General features: G+C 64.5%; 16 protein-coding genes. 6 read left to right on the plus strand and 10 right to left on the minus strand.

Annotated elements, in window-relative coordinates; genetic code table 11:
• Nucleotides 1–25 precede the first annotated feature (25 nt).
• The gene (locus B5V03_RS23465) at nucleotides 26–1,255 is read left to right on the plus strand and encodes a lytic murein transglycosylase (RefSeq protein WP_129272762.1); all 1,230 of its coding nucleotides are present in this window, start codon (nucleotides 26–28) and stop codon (nucleotides 1,253–1,255) included.
• A gap of 6 nt (nucleotides 1,256–1,261) precedes the next feature.
• On the opposite strand, the gene B5V03_RS23470 is transcribed toward B5V03_RS23465, so the two are convergent.
• The 3 genes from B5V03_RS23470 to recJ form a co-directional block, all read right to left on the minus strand.
• Nucleotides 1,262–2,068: an aldolase gene (locus B5V03_RS23470; RefSeq protein WP_129272763.1), complete on the minus strand. Its 807-nt coding sequence runs from the start codon at nucleotides 2,066–2,068 to the stop codon at nucleotides 1,262–1,264.
• A gap of 92 nt (nucleotides 2,069–2,160) precedes the next feature.
• Nucleotides 2,161–2,970 carry an SDR family NAD(P)-dependent oxidoreductase gene (locus B5V03_RS23475; protein ID WP_164988231.1) on the minus strand — a complete coding sequence of 270 codons (810 nt, stop codon included), beginning with the start codon at nucleotides 2,968–2,970 and terminating at the stop codon, nucleotides 2,161–2,163.
• 49 nt (nucleotides 2,971–3,019) lie between these two features.
• Entirely contained in the window at nucleotides 3,020–4,861 is a 1,842-nt protein-coding gene (recJ, locus tag B5V03_RS23480) for a single-stranded-DNA-specific exonuclease RecJ (RefSeq protein WP_164988232.1), read from the minus strand.
• A 281-nt stretch (nucleotides 4,862–5,142) separates the two neighbouring features.
• On the opposite strand from recJ, the gene B5V03_RS23485 reads away from it, so the two are divergent.
• The 3 genes from B5V03_RS23485 to B5V03_RS23495 all read left to right on the plus strand — a co-directional run bounded on the left by B5V03_RS23485 (nucleotide 5,143) and on the right by B5V03_RS23495 (nucleotide 7,758).
• Nucleotides 5,143–6,219 (plus strand): methyl-accepting chemotaxis protein, encoded by a 1,077-nt coding sequence (locus B5V03_RS23485; protein ID WP_129272766.1) that lies wholly within the window; start codon nucleotides 5,143–5,145, stop codon nucleotides 6,217–6,219.
• 369 nt (nucleotides 6,220–6,588) lie between these two features.
• Nucleotides 6,589–7,332 carry an SDR family oxidoreductase gene (locus B5V03_RS23490; protein ID WP_129272767.1) on the plus strand — a complete coding sequence of 248 codons (744 nt, stop codon included), beginning with the start codon at nucleotides 6,589–6,591 and terminating at the stop codon, nucleotides 7,330–7,332.
• Between the two features lie 12 nt (nucleotides 7,333–7,344).
• Nucleotides 7,345–7,758: a cupin domain-containing protein gene (locus B5V03_RS23495; RefSeq protein ID WP_129272768.1), complete on the plus strand. Its 414-nt coding sequence runs from the start codon at nucleotides 7,345–7,347 to the stop codon at nucleotides 7,756–7,758.
• 17 nt (nucleotides 7,759–7,775) lie between these two features.
• On the opposite strand, the gene B5V03_RS23500 is transcribed toward B5V03_RS23495, so the two are convergent.
• From B5V03_RS23500 to B5V03_RS23530, 7 genes are all read right to left on the minus strand, one after another.
• Nucleotides 7,776–8,717, minus strand: a complete 942-nt coding sequence (locus B5V03_RS23500; protein WP_433995346.1) for a L,D-transpeptidase family protein — start codon at nucleotides 8,715–8,717, stop codon at nucleotides 7,776–7,778.
• 226 nt (nucleotides 8,718–8,943) lie between these two features.
• Nucleotides 8,944–9,948 (minus strand): 4-hydroxythreonine-4-phosphate dehydrogenase PdxA, encoded by a 1,005-nt coding sequence (locus B5V03_RS23505; RefSeq protein ID WP_129272770.1) that lies wholly within the window; start codon nucleotides 9,946–9,948, stop codon nucleotides 8,944–8,946.
• Complete coding sequence (locus B5V03_RS23510; RefSeq protein WP_129272771.1) at nucleotides 9,945–11,483, minus strand: tripartite tricarboxylate transporter permease; 1,539 nt, start codon at nucleotides 11,481–11,483, stop codon at nucleotides 9,945–9,947. The genes B5V03_RS23505 and B5V03_RS23510 overlap by 4 nt, the downstream gene beginning before the upstream one ends.
• A gap of 11 nt (nucleotides 11,484–11,494) precedes the next feature.
• Nucleotides 11,495–11,977 carry a tripartite tricarboxylate transporter TctB family protein gene (locus B5V03_RS23515; protein WP_129272772.1) on the minus strand — a complete coding sequence of 161 codons (483 nt, stop codon included), beginning with the start codon at nucleotides 11,975–11,977 and terminating at the stop codon, nucleotides 11,495–11,497.
• A gap of 255 nt (nucleotides 11,978–12,232) precedes the next feature.
• Complete coding sequence (locus tag B5V03_RS23520; RefSeq protein ID WP_129272773.1) at nucleotides 12,233–13,225, minus strand: Bug family tripartite tricarboxylate transporter substrate binding protein; 993 nt, start codon at nucleotides 13,223–13,225, stop codon at nucleotides 12,233–12,235.
• Nucleotides 13,226–13,276: 51 nt separating this feature from the next.
• A complete protein-coding gene (locus B5V03_RS23525) occupies nucleotides 13,277–14,536 on the minus strand; it encodes a CaiB/BaiF CoA transferase family protein (RefSeq protein ID WP_129272774.1) in 1,260 nt (419 codons plus the stop codon).
• Between the two features lie 9 nt (nucleotides 14,537–14,545).
• The gene (locus tag B5V03_RS23530) at nucleotides 14,546–15,340 is read right to left on the minus strand and encodes an enoyl-CoA hydratase/isomerase family protein (protein WP_129272775.1); all 795 of its coding nucleotides are present in this window, start codon (nucleotides 15,338–15,340) and stop codon (nucleotides 14,546–14,548) included.
• A 116-nt stretch (nucleotides 15,341–15,456) separates the two neighbouring features.
• On the opposite strand from B5V03_RS23530, the gene B5V03_RS23535 reads away from it, so the two are divergent.
• Together B5V03_RS23535 and B5V03_RS23540 are read left to right on the plus strand one after the other, a co-directional pair.
• Nucleotides 15,457–16,122: a GntR family transcriptional regulator gene (locus B5V03_RS23535; RefSeq protein ID WP_129272776.1), complete on the plus strand. Its 666-nt coding sequence runs from the start codon at nucleotides 15,457–15,459 to the stop codon at nucleotides 16,120–16,122.
• Nucleotides 16,123–16,384: 262 nt separating this feature from the next.
• Nucleotides 16,385–17,356: an MBL fold metallo-hydrolase gene (locus B5V03_RS23540; protein WP_129272777.1), complete on the plus strand. Its 972-nt coding sequence runs from the start codon at nucleotides 16,385–16,387 to the stop codon at nucleotides 17,354–17,356.
• Nucleotides 17,357–17,415 lie beyond the last annotated feature (59 nt).

A 17,415-nucleotide genomic window follows, 5' to 3' on the forward strand; every position in this document is an offset into this window, starting at 1 on the left:
CCGTGTTTCCCGCTAGAATGAGTCCATGAAACAAGCTGATTCCTCGGACCATCACACCCGACGCGCCCTGCTGGAATCCGCGCTCGGCGCGACCGCCTTGCTTGCGTTGCCAGCACGCGTCCTCGCAGCCCCTCCGGGCTTTGACGAATGGCGCGAGGGTTTTCGTGCTCGCGCCATGGCAAAAGGCATTTCGGCCGCGACCTGGCAGCGCGCGATGGCGCGGGTTGAGCCTGACATGAGCGTGTTCAAGCAGATGCGCAACCAGCCCGAATTCCACGAGCAGGTCTGGCAATACATCAACCGCCGCGTCTCCGACTGGCGCATCATCAACGGCAAGATCGCGCTCAAGAACAACGAGGCGCTGCTTGCACGGATCGAGCGCGATTTCGGTGTCGAGCGCGGCACGCTGCTGGCGCTATGGGGCGTCGAGTCCGCCTATGGCGATCCCTTGGTGCAGCAGAACCACATGACGCCGGTGTTTCCCTCGCTGGCCGCGCTCGCCTGGAACGAGCCGCGCCGCAAAGCCTATTGGGAGACCGAGCTGATCAACGCGCTGCGCATCGTCGACAAGGGCTGGAGCACGCCGGAGCAGATGCAAGGATCCTGGGCCGGCGCAATGGGCCATTCGCAATGGATGCCGGAGGTCTGGCTCAATGTCGGCATCGACTATGACGGCGACGGAAAAGTATCGCCATTCGGCAAGCCCGACGATGCGCTGGGATCGACCGCCAAATATCTCGTCAACCGCGGCAAGTGGCACCGCGGCGAACATTGGGGCTACGAGGTGCGCGCATCCGGAGAGGCCAGCGGCACCCGTACCTATGCTGCGTGGACTTCAGCGGGTGTCACCCGCGCCGACGGCCAGCCGTTCCCGCAGCCGAATGCCTCCGCGCAGATGTGGACACCTGTTGCGGGCGGACCGACTTTCCTGCTGGGACCGAATTTCAACGCGGTGAAGAGCTACAATCCCTCGATGAACTATGCGTTGGCGATCTGCCATCTCGGCGATCGCTGCCTGGGCGCGCCGCCCTTCATCCAGCCCTTCCCCGGCTCCGAACGCGCGCTGACGCTCGCCGAGGTGCAGGAGATGCAAACGCGGCTGACCAAGGCCGGTTTCGATACCGGCGGCACCGACGGCCGGGTCGGCAACGACACCATGAAGGCGATCAAGGATTTTCAGCAGCGCGCGGGGATCACGCCGGCGGATGGCTATGGCGGGCTGAAGGTCTTGGCGAAGCTGAGGCAGGGGTCGTAAGTCGCCTCAGTGCCGGTACTGCGGCTCTTCCGCATCGAGCTGACGCCGAACCGCAGCCAGATGCAGCCGTGCGGATTCGGAATCGCCGTCGCGCATCTGCCTGTAGGTCTCGGCCGCAATCGCGGGATCGACCGGCAGTACTTTGCGGCCCGTCGACATCGCGAGCACCTGCACTTCGGCGGCGCGTTCGAGATAATAGAGATCGTCCCAAGCCTCCGCGATGGTCGGCGCCAGCACCATCACGCCGTGATGCTTCATGAAGACGATGTCGGCATTGCCGACGGCGGACGCGATGCGCGCGCCTTCGCGGTTGTCGAGGGCGAGACCGTTGTAGTCGCGGTCGACTGCCGTGCGCCCGTAGAATTTCAGCGCGGTCTGGCCGGCCCAGATCAGCGGATCGCCCTCGGTCATCGACAGCGCAGTCGCATAGGGCATGTGGGTGTGGAAAGCGACCTTGGCGCGCGGCAGGCGCTTGTGCATCTCGGCGTGGATGTAAAAGGCGGTCGCCTCGGGCACGCCCTCGCCGTCGAGCACATTGCCGTGGAAGTCGCAGATCAGCAGCTTCGAGGCCGTCAGTTCGCGAAAGGCATAACCGTAGGGGTTGACCAGGAAGAGGTCATCATGGCCCGGCACCACGGCCGAGAAATGGTTGCAGATGCCCTCTTCAAAGCCGTTGCGCGCGGCCATCCGGAAGCAGGCGGCGAGATCTTCGCGCGCAGTGCGAATGGCGTCGGTGGCGAGATCCGGCCGATTCGACCCCACTGAGGCGGTTGCGGACGCGGATGAAGCGGCGTGGGACAGGCTGTGCGCCATGGCAGAGAAACCTCGTTTGATCGGCTCCCGGCGTTGTACAGGGGCAACGCACAAGCGTCAGCCCCTCGTCGCGCCGCCCTGCCCTGCGTCGGCTACGCCCGCCGTGGCACGCCGCCGGCGTTCATGCCGCCGTCGATGACGAGCTCGCTGCCGGTGACGTAGCGCGAGGCATCTGACGCCAGATACAGCACGCCGGAGGCGATCTCCGCGGCCTGGCCAGAGCGGCCGAGCGGCGTGACGGCGCGCGCACGCTCCTCGGGATCGATCGGCGCGTTCTGGCCGGCGCCGGTCGCACCGGCCGGGATCTTGCCCCAGATCGGCGTGTCGATGATGCCGGGATGCACGGAGTTGACGCGGATGCCGTCGCCCGCCGCCGCACATTCCATCGCGATTGATTTCGCGAACAGCCGCACACCCCCCTTGGTCGCCGAATAGGCCGACAGGCCGGGCGAGCCGCGAAGGCCTGCGAGCGAGGACATCATGACAATCGAGCCGCCGCCGGTCCTGCGCATCAGGGGAAGGCAATGCTTGACCGAGAGAAACACGCCGTCGAGATTGATCGCATTCTGCTTGCGCCAGTCTCCCAGCGTCATGTCGACGATCGAGGGCACGGCAATGCCGATGCCAGCGTTGGAGACCATGATGTCGAGCCGGCCGTAGCGCTTTGCGATCTCGGCGACGATCTCGATCCAGCGCTCTTCGCTCGTGACGTCCTGCTCCAGGAAGATCGCCTTGCCGCCGGCTTTCGTGATGTGCTTGGCGAGCTCGGGGCCGCGCAGCTCGTCGATATCTGTCGCAATGACGGTCGCGCCCTCGCGCGAGAAAAGCTCGACGATGGCCTCGCCAATGCCGGACGCGCCGCCCGTCACCAGCGCGACCTTGCCCTCAACCTGCCCTGCCATGTTCACTCCCTTTTTTGTTGTTTGAGCGAGTTATTTTCTTCGCATGATCTTATCTAATCACGGACGGCCCCTGGTCCGGAAGAGCAACATCGATGACGCGGAATTGCACGCGCTCGGCGCCTTGATAACGGTCGACCGACAGCGATCCCGCGACATGCAGTTGCTGGCCGCGATTGGCCGCAAGCGCATTGCCAAGCTTCTGGCCGACCGAACGGAACGCGATGCCGTTGACAATGGCGCCATCGCCCGACTTGAAGCGCAGCCTCAAGTGAGCCTGTCCGACTTCGTCGGCATAGACGAGCTGGTGCGCCGGCAGCGCCAGCACGGCTTCCGGATTGCCGCTGCCGAACGGACCGGCGCGGTTGAGTGTCGCCGCAAGCTCCGTCGTCACTGCGCGCGCGGAGACCGCGCCGTCGATATAGAGCTCGTTGACGTGGCGCGCCTCGGCGACGTCGCGCGCCAGCGCATTTTCGAGATAAGCGCGGAATTCGGCGAGCTTCTCTTTCCGCAGCGTCACGCCCGCGGCCATCGCGTGGCCCCCGCCCTTGAGCAGAATGCCATCGGTCACCGCCTGCCGAACCGCCTTACCGATGTCGACGCCGGCGATCGAGCGGCCTGATCCAGTGCCGATGCCGCCGGGCTCCAACGCGATCGCAAAGGCCGGCCTCGAAAACTTCTCCTTCAGGCGCGAGGCAACAAGGCCGACCACGCCGGGGTGCCAGCCTTCGGAGGCCGTCACGATCACGCCAATCTTGTCCTCGAGCCCGATCGAGGCGAGCGCTTCGGCTTCGGCTTGCGCTTCGGCGGCCTGCTCGATGACGCGGCGCTCGCTGTTGAGGCGATCGAGCTCAGCGGCGATCCGCGCAGCCTCAACGCTGTCGCCTTCGAGCAGGAGCCGCACGCCGAGATCGGCGCGGCCAATGCGGCCACCGGCATTGACGCGCGGCCCCAGCATGAAGCCGAGATGCCAGGCTTCCGGAGGGCCGTTGAGCCGCGCCACATCCATCAGCGCGGTGTGGCCGACATGGTCGCGCCGCCGCATCGCGATCAGCCCCTTGGCGACGAAAGCGCGGTTGAGACCGATCAGCGGCGCGACATCCGCGACGGTGCCCAGCGCGACGTGATGCAGCATGCCGAGCAGATCCGGCTCGGGCATCTCCGCGTTCCAGAAGCCGCGCTGGCGCAGCTCGCGGTTGACCGCGACCAGCGTGACCAGCACGAGGCCGACAGCGGCGAGGTGGCCAAGGCCGGAGAGATCGTCGAGTCGGTTCGGATTGACCAGCGCATCGACCTCGGGAAGCACGTCACCGGCCTGGTGATGGTCGATCACGACGACCGACATGCCGAGCCGCTTCGCTTCGGCCAGCGGCTCGATACTGGTGGTGCCGCAATCGACGGTGACGAGCAGCGTGGCGCCCTTGGCCGCGAGCCCGCGAACGGCCTCGACGTTGGGGCCGTAGCCCTCAAAAATGCGGTCGGGAATGTGGATCAGCGGATCGAGCCCGCAATGGCGCAAATGCCAGGCCAGCAGCGCCGCCGACGTCGCGCCGTCCACATCGTAGTCGCCGAAGATCGCGACCGTCTCGCTCCTCGCTGCCGCGTCCGCGATGCGCTTCGCCGCCGCCTCCATCTCCGTCACCGTGAACGGGTCCGGCATGAGCTTGCGGATGGTCGGATCGAGGAAGTCGGCGACCGCGTCGCTATCGACCCCGCGGCCCGCCAGCACCCGCGCCAGCAGCTCCGGCAGCTGGTGCCGCTGCACGATGGCGAGCGCCTTGGCCGCCCCACGGGCATCCAGCCGGTCGCGCCAGAGCTTGTCGGTGAGCGAGCGCGCCACCCCCAGGAACGCCTGGGGCGCTTCGACAGGCAGTGCGGATGCGGGAGGCGTCATGAGTCGGGACTGGCTGTTGGGAACTACAGGCCCGGGCGATCGCACGAGCCGTCTGGTCACCGACCGATTGGCCGGGAAACCCCGGAGATTTGCAACGGCCGGGCCACACAAAGCGGTGGATGGCCGTCCAGCGGGCCGGAGTGACTATCATTTGGGCAGCCCGCAAAACAGCAAATTAAGCAGGCGTTAGGTTGAATCCTAGAAAAAGACTCGTATTCGATCTGTACGTGATTGTTCCGGGTTCATTGCAGATCAGGCCTCATTGCCAAGGGAACTTCCCGATGTCTGCTGCGCTGGGTCTCAAAGCCAAGCCGATCGCCACCGAACCCGCTGACGATGATTCCGACATTTCCGCGCTGATCAACCGCCTGACCGCGGAGGTCAACCAGATCGCGGTCGACAAGACCAAGTCGATCCAGCAGATCACCAACCAGATGAAGATGCTGGCGCTGAACGCGCTGATCGAGAGCTCGCGCGCCGGTGCACAGGGCGCGGGCTTCGCGGTGGTGGCGCAGGAAGTGCGCGGCGTCGGCCAGCAGGTCGAGACCATCGCACGTGAGCTTGAATCCCAGCTGACCAAGCGCACCGGCGATCTCGTTTCCTCGATCGACCGCATGAGCCAGCGTTCGCGCGGCGAGCGCATGGTCGACCTCTCGCTGAACGCGGTCGAGCTGATCGACCGCAACCTCTATGAGCGCACCTGCGACGTGCGCTGGTGGGCGACCGACTCAGCCGTGGTCGATTGCGCGGCGTCGCCTGCGCCGGCAGCGGTGACCTACGCTTCGCAACGGCTCGGCGTCATCCTTGGCGCCTACACCGTCTATCTCGATCTCTGGCTTTGCGACCTCGACGGCAACGTCATCGCCAACGGCCGCGCGGATCGTTTTCGTGTGGTCGGCCAGAACGTCGCCCACACAAAGTGGTTTCGCGAGGCGAAGACCTTGCGCTCCGGCGACGACTATGTCGCCGGCGACGTCGAGAACCAGTCCCTGCTCGGCAATGCGCAGGTCGCAACCTATTGCGCCAGCGTCCGCGCCGGCGGCCAGGCCAACGGCGCGCCGATCGGCGTGCTCGCGATCCATTTCGACTGGGAGCCGCAGGCGCGCGCGATCGTGCAAGGCGTCCGCGTCGGTGACGCCGACAAGGCCCGCGTGCTGCTGGTCGACTCGAATTTTCGCGTCATCGCCGCCTCCGACGGCCAAGGCATTTTGAGCGAGCGTGTCTCGCTGTCGCTCAACGGCCAGCGCTCCGGCTTCTATCAGGACCGCTCCGGCACGATGGTCGCCTTCCATGCGACGCCGGGTTACGAGACTTATCGCGGGCTCGGCTGGTACGGCGTGATCGTCTGCGCGGCGTGAGGCTCCAAACAAAAACTTCGAAATCAACCCCATGCACAGTAGAATGGGGCTGATAGCATTGGGCTTTTCGGCCGGTCCCGTCGTTTGACACGTCGGGCAAAACACCGGCAATCGGCAATGATTGCGCAATCCCCGTCTGGCCGTTGGTCTCGCCTGATACAGGTGGGCGCTCAAGACACAAGGGCATGCCCCCTTACCAATTGTCGTCTCCGTCACGTCGACATGTCTTGCGCATTTTTCGATAACGCAGGCCGGTTTCAGGCAAGAGCCCGCCCCATTGCTCCTGTAGAACATCGCACGCATCAGTCGAGCGCGAGCACCAGGCATCCTTGATCACCCCACGCTCGCAAAATTCCAAGGAGACAGGCCATGAAGATCGTCGTGATCGGCGGGACCGGATTGATCGGATCAAAGCTTGTGGCGAAGCTGAAGCAGCAGGGCCACGACGCCGTGCCAGCTTCGCCGAAATCAGGTGTGAACGCCGTGACCGGCGAAGGCCTCGCAGCAGCGCTGGCGGGCGCGGATGTCGTCGTCGACGTTGCCAACGCGCCGTCATGGGAGCCGGCCGCCGTGCTCGAGTTCTTCCAGCGCTCGAGCAAAAATCTCGTCGCGGCGGAGGCTGCGGCGGGGGTGAAGCATCACGTGGCGCTGTCGATCGTGGGGACTGAACGGTCGCCCGACATCCCCTATTTCCGTGCCAAGCTCGCCCAGGAGAACATCATCAAGGCCGCCTCGATCCCCTACTCGATCGTGCGCGCCACCCAGTTCTTCGAATTCCTCGGCGCCATCGGCGAAATGGGGGTGATTGACGGCAAGATCGTCGTTCCCTCAGCCCAGTTTCAGCCGATCGCGGCCGAGGATGTCGCTGATCGCCTCGCGGAAGTCGTAATAGGCAAGCCGCTCAACGGCACGATCGATATCGCAGGGCCCGAAAAAGCCCCCTTCAACGAATTCATCGCACGCCGCCTGAAGGCATCTGGCGACGCCCGACCCGTGATCGGAGATCCGAAGGCGTCCTATTACGGCGCCCCCATCGACGACACGTCGCTGAATCCGCTAGGCGAAGCGCGGCTCGGGAAAATCCCGCTGGCGACGTGGCTCGCGAGCCTCTGAGAAGGATAACCCATGTGCAGATTGCTGATCGCAGCCGCGGTTTATGCCGCAACTGTCCTGACAGCCCACGCGGCCGAGCCCGCGCCAATGGCAAAAGTGTCGGTCGTGTTCGACCAAGCCCTGCCGAACGTTCCGGGCAAGAGCATGAAGGGCGTGCTGGTCGAGTATGGTCCGGGAGGCTCCTCGCCGGCTCACATGCACCCGCGCTCCGCATTCATCTACGCCACCATCCTGGAAGGCGCGATCCGTAGTCAGGTCAACGACGAACCGGCCAAGGTCTATCACAAGGGAGAGAACTTCTTCGAACGCCCTGGTGATCGCCATGCCGTCAGCGCCAATGCCAGTGAGACCGAGCCCGCAAAACTGCTGGCGGTGTTCGTGGTGGATACAGCCGACAAGGAGCTGGTGACGCCGATCACGAAGTAACGGCGAATGAGCTGACACTACCGCGCCGAAGCACTGGCATTGGCCGGCGCGTCCACGAACGCGACCAGCGTGCCTTTCGACACGCTGCCGGCAACACGTTCCGCATCCCAATTGGTGAGACGGACGCAGCCGTGCGACTCTGCCTTTGAGATCTTTCCCGGCGAAGGCGTGCCATGAATGCCATAGCCCTCAGCCGAAAGGTTGATCCACACGGTGCCGACCGGATTGTTCGGACCGGGCTTGATGGTGAAGGGCTTGCGGGAATGAACGCCCTTAAAGTGATAGTCGGGATTGTAGCGATAGTACGGATTTCGGCTGACCTCCGTGACCTTCAGCGTGCCCGAGGGTGACGGCTTGTCTTCGCTGCCGACGGTGGCCGGATAAAATCCGATCAGCGCATTCGATTTGTCGAACAGTTTTACCGTCTGCCTGACCTTGTCGACCTCGACCCTGTCAGCCTTGGCAGGCGTCCCCTCGCCTCCGCTGGTGGTGTCGACCACGACGATGGTCTCGCCGGCACGATCGAAATGGCGACCCGGGTTGAGCGCCGCCAGAAGTTGCTCGCTCATGTGAAACTTCTCGGCCAGGGCCTCACGCGGATTGGCGAAGCCCAGCTTCGGGATGTCCTTCATGTCTTCCAGTTTCGACGGCAGCTTGTTCAGGAAAGGACCCGCCACGTCCTGCCCGGTGATGGTGTAGGTCAGCGTCACCGGCCGGTCGTCCGCCCGCAGCGCTGTCCAGACATCATCCGTCATGGTGTCCGAGCCCGGTAATTGCCGGGCCTCCGCATAGGCCCGCAGCGCTTTCTTCGCGTTCTCGCCAAATCTACCGTCGATCTCGCCGGGCGAGAAGTGAGCCCTGTCGAGGAGGACCTGGAGCCGGACTCCCGCCGGTGTTGGCGTCTCCTTCGATAACGTCTTCTTGGACGGCTCGGCGGCGTTGACAGCAGCCGAGTTCATCTCGGCCGCGACGACAGGCGCAGCCGCCAAAGCCAGGACTAGAACGACGTAAGCCGGCCAGGCGCGGCCGATGGACCAGGCCCTATTCACAGTCCTCCGTTGCACGCCACCTTCGTCCATGTGCCAGCTCCGAAGTGGAGACGATCATGGCAATGGCAACGCCGCTCTGCCGCGGAAGTTTCCGGTTTTTCCCGCAAACCGGCCAAACTGCGTGATTCGTCGGCAATCATGCAGCCCGGCGAGCAGCCATCTCCGCCGCAAGCAGCAGGGCGGCTCGGCTGGCGCCGATCGAGGCGATGCCCTGGCCCGCGATGTCGTAGGCAGTGCCGTGCGCGGGCGTGCAGATCGGGAATGGGAAACCGCCGAGCAGGGTCACACCGCGGTCAAAGCCCATCAGCTTCATCGCGATCTGGCCCTGGTCATGATACATCGTCAGCACTGCATCGAAGGCACCGTTCTTGGCGCGCAGGAACACCGTGTCGGCGGGAAACGGCCCCTCGGCGGCAATACCCTCGCGCTGGCCGGCCTCGACCACGGGTGCGATCACATCGATCTCTTCGCGACCGAAATTGCCGCCATCGCCGGCGTGCGGATTGAGGCCTGCAACCGCAATGCGCGGCCGCGCAAAGCCGGCGTTGCGCATGCAGGCATCGGTCAGCCTGAGCGCGCGGTGGATGCGTTCGCCAGACAGCTTTGCAGCGACATCCCTCAGCGGGATATGCGAGGTGACCCGTCCGTTCCAGAGCCGATCGAGCACGTTGAATTCGCTCGCCGGTGTCTTGAGACCGACCACCTCCGCGGAAAACGCGATCTCGTCGTCATATTCGGCGCGGGCCAGCCGCATCGCCTGCTTGTTGAAGGGAGTGAAGCAGACGGCGTCCACGCTGCCATCGCGCCCGAGTTCTAGCGCGCGCCGGTAATTGGCCAGCGCGAATTGTCCGCCGGCAAGGGTCGCAGCTTTCGGTTCGACCTCTTTGGGATCGAGATGACCGAGATCGACAAACAGCGCATCGCCCTTCGCCGCCCGAAGGTCGGCCCCCTGCTGCACCACGCTCATATCAGGCTTGACGCCCGCGACCCGCGCGCCCTCGTCGAAGATGCGGCGGTCGCCGATCACGACGAGCCGGCAGCTCGCGCGGATATCGTCCTGCACCACAAGCTTCGCCGTCAGCTCCGGGCTGATGCCGGCGGGGTCTCCCATGGCCAGTGCGATGAGCGGCTTTGCGGTCATATGATCACCTTCTCCTGAGCAGTCGTCTCATTGGTGGGTGGCGCAGGCTTGTGAAGCAGGCGTGCGAGCTGCAGCACGAGCGGAAGCAGCAGCAGCGCAACGCCGCCCACGATCAGGCACGTCACCAGCTTGTTTGCGAAGAAGATCCCGAGCGATCCCTTTGACATCAGCATCGACTGCCGGAACGCATCCTCGGCCTTGTCGCCGATGACGATCGCGAGTACGAGCGGCGCCAGCGGATAGAACAGCTTCTTGAAGAGATAGCCGACGATGCCGAAGCCGAGCATCGTGACCACGTCGAGATAGGAGTTCGACACGGAATAAGCGCCGACGACGCAGATGATCACGATCAGCGGCGCGATGATCACGAACGGAATCCGCATCAGGGCGGCAAAGACCGGGACGGTGAGCAGCACCAGCGCGACGGCGACGATGTTGCCGACATACATCGAGGCGATCAGACCCCAGACGAAGTCTTTCTGGTCAACGAACAACATCGGCCCGGGATTGAGACCCCAGATCATCAGCCCGCCCATCATGACGGCCGCGGTTGCCGAGCCGGGAATGCCGAGCGAGAGCATCGGCAGCAGCGCGCTGGTGCCGGCGGCATGGTCGGCCGTCTCCGGCGAGATGATGCCTTCGACCTCGCCGGTGCCAAAATATCGGCCCCGACGCGAGAAGCGGCGGGCGATGCCATAGCTCATGAAGGAGGCCGCGGTCGGGCCACCCGGGGTGATCCCCATCCAGCAGCCGATCGCAGCGCTGCGCAGCAGTGCAACGCTGTGCCTGGGCAGGCGGCCGACCGCGCGAAACACCTCGCGCCAATCGATCTTCGAGGAGACCGCGCGGGCGTGAAACTCTTCTTCGACGGCCACCAACAACTCGCCGATGCCGAACAGGCCCATCACCGCGACGACGAAGTTCACGCCCTTGACCAGCTCGTCCACACCCATGGTGAGACGGACGCTGCCGGACACGGTGTCGATGCCGATGGCGGCGATGGCAAAGCCGATCGCCAGCGCCACGACGGTCTTGATCGGCGCCGCGCCGCCCATGCCGACGAAGCTCGCGAAGGCCAGGAAATAGACCGCGAAATATTCAGCCGGCCCGAACGCGAGCGCGACCTGCGCCACCCAGGAGGCGAGGAAGGTGATCAGGATGACGCCGATCAACGCGCCGAACGCCGCCGAGCCGAAGGCGGTGGCGAGCGCCGTCGTCGGCCGTCCGTCGCGCGCCATCGGGTAACCGTCGAAGGTGGTTGCGACGGAGGACGGCTCGCCGGGAATGTTAAACAGGATCGAGGTGACCGAGCCGCCGAACAGTGCGCCCCAATACATGCTGGAGAGCAGGATGATCGCCGAGACCGGCTGCATGCCGAAGGTCAGCGGCAGCAGCAGCGACACGCCGTTCGGCGCGCCCAGCCCCGGCAGCACGCCGACGAGGATGCCGAGCAGCACGCCGACCACCATCAGGGCCAGATGCGGCACGGTGACCGCGATGGTGAAGCCGTGGAGGAGCTCTGAGAGATTATCCATCGGCCTCGTCCTCAGAGGCCGAACGCGGCGGCGAGCGCGCCATGCGGCAGGCTGACCTGGAACATGCGCTCGAACACGACGTAAAGCCCGATTGCCGTCGCAAGCGCCATGGCAAGCGCACGCGGAACGGATTGATGTTTTGGGATTGCCAGCACTGCGAAGACGTAACCGGCCGAGGCGAGGTACATCCCGATCAGGGGGATCGCTGCAACGAAGGCCGTGGCCGGCACGAACAGGCTGGCAATCCGGCGCAGCTCGATCGGCGTGATCGCGATGGGGACATTTGCCAGTGAGGCAACTGGCATCACGCCCCGCACCAGATTGTAGAGGCTCCCGAGCACGATGATGACGCCAGTCAGGAACGGGAACGTGCCGGACTCCACGCCCGCACTCGACCAGCCGATGCCGTTGTCGAGACTCTGGACCACCACCGCGATACCAAAACTGCCGGTGAGGACAGCGGTCGCAAGTTCAAGCGCGCGGCGCGAGATCATCGAGGGCTCCGCTCTGGTGTGGGACAAGGTCCGGTCATGGCGCACGCGTCCCTAGCATTCGCTGTCGTCCCTGCGAACGCAGGGACCCATAACCACAGGGAGACGTTTGACGAAGACTGGAAGTTAGATTTTCGTCGGTACAACGACCGATACGGATCGAGAGATCACGCGGTATGGGTCCCCGCGTTCGCGGGGACGACAGCGGAGTTGGTGGAGAAACCCTGCTCCCATCAAAGGTAATGCAAGCACCCCGCCTCACTTGACGAGCCAGCCCTGCTCGCCCGCGACCTGCTTGACGTGTTCGAGGTCCTCCTTGATGAACTTGTCGAACTCGGCGCCGGTCAGGAACGTGTCGACCTGGGAGGTTTTTTCGATGTAGTCCTTCCATTCCGGCGTCGCCTGCACCTTCTTCATGAGGTCGACATAGAACGCGGCCTGGTCCGGCGTGACCTTGCCGGGGAGCCACACCGTGCGCGGCTGCTCATATTGCTTGATGTCGAGCCCCTGCTCGGCGCAGGTCGGAACGTCGCCCCAGCCTTCGGTCGCGGTGACCTTGGCGCCCTGCGGCAGCCGCTTCGGGCTGAACACGCAGAGCGGCCGCTGCGTGCCGCCGCGCCATTGCCCGAGGCTCTCGCTGGGATTGTTGACGTGGGAATCGAGGTGGCCGCCGGCGAGCTGCACGGCGGTCTCGGCGCCGCTCTTGAAGGGGATATAGGTCAGCTTGACCTTGCCGGTCTTCTCGATCATGCGCGTCAGCACCTCGTCGGTGTCCTTGGACTGCGCACCGCCCATCTTGAAGTCGCCCGATGCGGCCGCCTTCAAATAATCGCCCGCCGTCTTGAAAGGCGAGTCCTGCTTGACCCAGAGCAAGAACTCGTCCTGCGCCATCGCTGCGATCGGGGTGAGATCGGTGTAGTTGAAGGCGACCTTGGAGACGAGCGGCTGCTGCCAGGCGTTCGACGTGCCGAAGATCACCTTGTAGGGATCGCCGGCGGAGGCCTTGCCATAGACATAGCCTTCGGCGCCGCTACCGCCACCCTTGTTGACGACGACGATCGGCTGGTCCGTCAGCTTGTACTTGGTGATGATGTTCTGCACCGCGCGGGCGATATTGTCGGTGCCGCCGCCCGGCCCGGCCGTGGCAATGAACTCGATCGGCTTTTGCGGTTGCCAGGCCGAGAGCGCCGGCATCGTGCCGGCGAGCACGGAAGCAGCCGCACACAGCAGAAGCTTTGACGTCCCACCCATGATTTCCTCCAGCTTTTTGTGTTTTGTTTTTGTGTTCTATCGGCAGTCCGGTCAGGCGACGCGTTCCTCGCGCCTCCCTGATGCCAGGACGATCGCGCCTTCTTTTTCGAGCGCTTCGATCTGCTTCTGGTCGAACCCGTATTCGGCCAGCACCTCGCTCGTATGCTCACCGTAGACCGGCGCGCCCGTGCGCACTTTGCCTGGGGTCTCCGAAAACTTGACGGGAAGACCGATCGTCTTGACGGGACCGAGCGTGGAGTGCTCGACCTCGACGACCATCTCGCGCGCTAGCGTCTGCGGATCGCTCAGCGCCTCCAGCATGTCGTGCACGGGTCCGCATGGCACGCCCTTCTCGTCCAGCGCCGCCAGCCAATGCGCCCGCGACTTCGTGCGGAAGCGCTCGCTCAGGACGGCTTCGAGCTCCTTCAGATTGGCCATGCGGTCGGCCCCGTTGACGAAGCGCGGATCGCCGGCGAGTTCGCTGGCGCCGAGCGCCTCCAGCATCAACAGCCAGTGCTTCTTGTTGGCGCCGCCGACCACGAGCCAGCCGTCAGAGGCCTCGAAGGCCTGATATGGCGCGTTGAGCGGATGGGCCGAGCCCATTGCGCGTGGCGCGGTGCCCGCGGCCAGTGCGATGGTGGACTGCCAGTAGGTCTGCACCAGGGCGGCCTCATAGAGCGAGGTCTCGACCCACTGCCCTTCGCCGGTCTTGAGGCGGTGCGTGTAGGCGGCGAGGATGCCCATGCTCGCGAGCAGGCCGGCGGTGATGTCGGACAGCGGTGGGCCACATTTGACGGGCGGGCCGTCGGGGCGTTCGCCGGTAAAGCTCATGATGCCGCTCATGGCCTGCGCGACGAGGTCAAATCCCCTGCGGTCCTTGTAGGGACCGGTGCGGCCGAAGCCGGACAGCGAGCAATAGATCAGCGCCGGATGCTGCTTGTGCAGCGCTTCATAGCCGAAGCCGAGCCGCTCCATGGCGCCCGGCGCAAAATTCTCGACCAGCACGTCGGCGGTCGCGATCAGCCGCCGCAACACCTGCTTGCCGCCGTCGGTCTTGAGGTCCAGCACGATGCCACGCTTGTTGCGGTTCATCATCAGGAAAGAGGCCGCCTCGTCACCGATCTTCGGCGGCACGGAATGGCGGGTGTCGTCGCCGTTCGGCGATTTCTCGATCTTGATGACGTCGGCGCCCATGTCGGCGAGCATCAGGGTGCAGGTCGGTCCCGCCATGACATGGGTGAGATCGACGACCTTGAGGCCGGCGAGCGGGCCTGCGCGGCGGGAGGTGGGTTGCGATCGATCGCTTTGCATCGGGGCGTCCTATTGGCCGCGCCATTGCGGGGCGCGCTTGTTGAGGAAAGCATCGAGCCCTTCGCGAAAATCCTGGCTCGTGTAGCACAGCAGGATGAGGTCTTCGCCCTCCTCCCGCGTCAGCCGCCTTTGCAGGCGGGCCACCGCCTGCTTGGTGGCGGTCAGTGTCAGCGGGGCGTGGCTGGCCAAGAGCCGGGCGACCTCGTCGGCGCGCTTGTCCAGCGCTGCAAGATCATCGACGACCTCGCCGAGCAGCCCGACACTGGCGGCCTCTGCGGCCTCGACGAGACGCGCAGTGAAAATCAGATCCTTGACGCGCGCCGCACCAATGAGCGCGGTGAGACGGCTGACATTGGACATCGACAGGCAATTGCCGAGGGTGCGTGCGATCGGAAAGCCAATCTTCGTGCTTGCCGTGCCGATACGCAGGTCGCAGGCGGCGGCAATCCCCGCCCCGCCCCCGGTGCAGAACCCGTTGATCGCCGCGATGGTCGGCACCCGACACTGCTCGAGTGTGGTGAGCACCCGGTCGATCCGGTTCTCGTAGTCGATCGCATCTTGCGGCGTCTTGAACTCGCGGAACTGATTGATGTCGGTGCCCGAGGCGAAGGCTTTGTCGCCGGCCCCGCGCAGCACAAGGACCTTGAGCGAACGATCGTCGTTGGCCTCTTCGCAAATGGCTGCGAGCCGCTCGTACATGGCGAAAGTGAAAGCGTTGCGGGCCTGCGGGCGGTTGAAGGTGATCCAACCGATGCCGTTCCTGCATTCAAAAACGAGGTCTTCCGCCTCTGCAGCCTGGTCCATTTCCTATATTCCCTGTGTTTTTTACATTTTTGAATGCAAAAATTTGGATTTTCAAGCTACAATCTTTGTTCCTTCGCTGATTAATTCGCTTTTGAATGCAAAATAGAGATTGACCCATGCTTCATGAGGAGGTCGTCGGCCGCATCCGCGCCATTCTGCTCGACGGCGAAATTCCGCCGGGCGCGCGCATTCCCGAGCGCGAGCTGTGCGAGCGGCTCGAGATCTCGCGCACGCCGCTGCGCGAGGCGCTCAAGGTACTCGCCGCCGAGGGCCTCGTGCAGCTCCTGCCCCACCGCGGCTCGCGCGCGGCAAAGCTGACCGACAAGGACATGCGCGACCTCTTTGAGGTCTGCCAGGGTCTGGAGGCGCTGGCCGGCGAACTCGCCTGCGAGCGCATCACCGACGTCGAGATCGGCGCCATCGCCGCCGCGCATGAGGAGATGGTGCGGCACTATCGCGACGGCGATCTGATCCAGTACTACCGCGGCAACCGCGCCATTCACGAAGGCATCGTCGCAGCCGCCGGCAATCCCGCGCTGACTGGGCTCTACGCCTCCGTGACCGCGCGCATCCGCCGCGCGCGCTACGTGACGCCGATGACGCCGCAGCGCTGGGCGTTCGCCGTCAGCGAGCACGAAGCGATCCTCAACGCGCTGCAGCGGCGCGACGGCGCCGGCCTGTCGCACATCCTGCGTGCGCATCTGCGCCACAAGCGCGAAGAGGTTTTGCAGGCAGGCTTTGCGGAGGCGGAAGCAAACGACCTCGCACTGCGGATCGCGTGAGATTGCGGACGACCGCTGTCAGCGCAGCTCGAAGTTCGTGCAGTGGAATACGCGCGTCGTGACGTAAGCGCGACTGCACATCATGGTGTCAGCGAACACAATCGTGACACAATCATCGATTGTTTTCGACGTAACCTGCAAGTCGAAAACCAATTCCACTTGCGAGCTTGTCTGAACCGGCGCAGCATCGCTGCGCAGGCCTCAGGGCCGAATATCACGCGCGAAAAATCGTGCGGATCAAAACAGAAAATGGAGGAAACGCATGACGCTCAATGTCTCACGTCGATCCCTGCTCTCGCTTGGCGCAGGATTCGGCGCCAGCGCAATGCTCGGCAGCAGTGCGCTCGCACGCGCGCCCAAGCTCGGCACCCAGACGCCCTACTGGCACCGCTTCGTTCTCGGCGATGCCGAAGTCACCATCGTGTCCGACGGCCCGCTTCCGCTTGGCGATCCCTCCGGCACCTTCACCGGCGTTCCCAAGGAAGAAGTGAAGAAGATGCTCGCCGACAATTTCCTGTCGCCGGACAATGTCGTGCTCGAGCAGAACTCGCCGATCGTGAACACCGGCGACAAGCTGATCCTGTTCGACACCGGCATGGGCACCTCCAAGATGTTCGGCCCGACCACCGGCCGGCAGCAGAAGAGCATGACCGAAGCCGGCATCAAGCGGGAGGACATCGACGCCGTGGTCTGCTCGCATGCCCATATCGACCACATCGGGGGCATCGTGGACGACGGCGGCAAGCCGCTGTTCCCGAACGCGCAGATCTACATCTCCCAGACCGATTTCGACTTCTGGACCGACGAAGGCAAGCTGGGCAGCCCGGCCAAGGATTTTGTGGTTCACGCCCGCAAGAACCTGCTGCCGGTCCGCGACCGCATCAAGTTCTTCAAGGATGGAGAGGAATTCCTGCCCGGCGTGCAGGCAATCGCGGCGCCCGGTCACACCGTCGGCCACACCATCTTCATGGTCTCGTCAGCCGGCAAGTCGTTCGCCTTCCTCGGCGATCTCTCGCACCATGCCGTGCTGCTGCTGGAGCGCCCCCGGATGGAATTCTCCTACGACACAGACCCGAAGCAGGCGGCGGAGTCGCGTGTCAAACTGCTGACCATGCTTGCGGCCAACAAGATTCCGGTGATGTCCTATCACTTTGCCTGGCCGGGCTACGGCCATGTCGCCAAGGCCGGCGACGGGTTTCACTACTATCCCGAACCGATGCAGATGACGTTGTAGGCCTCAGGATCAGTCCGGGCGGCCACATGTGCTGCCCGGACTGCCGGCTCAGCCTGAGC

The organism is Bradyrhizobium betae, from assembly GCF_004123905.1.
Taxonomy (GTDB): Bacteria; Pseudomonadota; Alphaproteobacteria; order Rhizobiales; family Xanthobacteraceae; genus Bradyrhizobium; species Bradyrhizobium betae_A.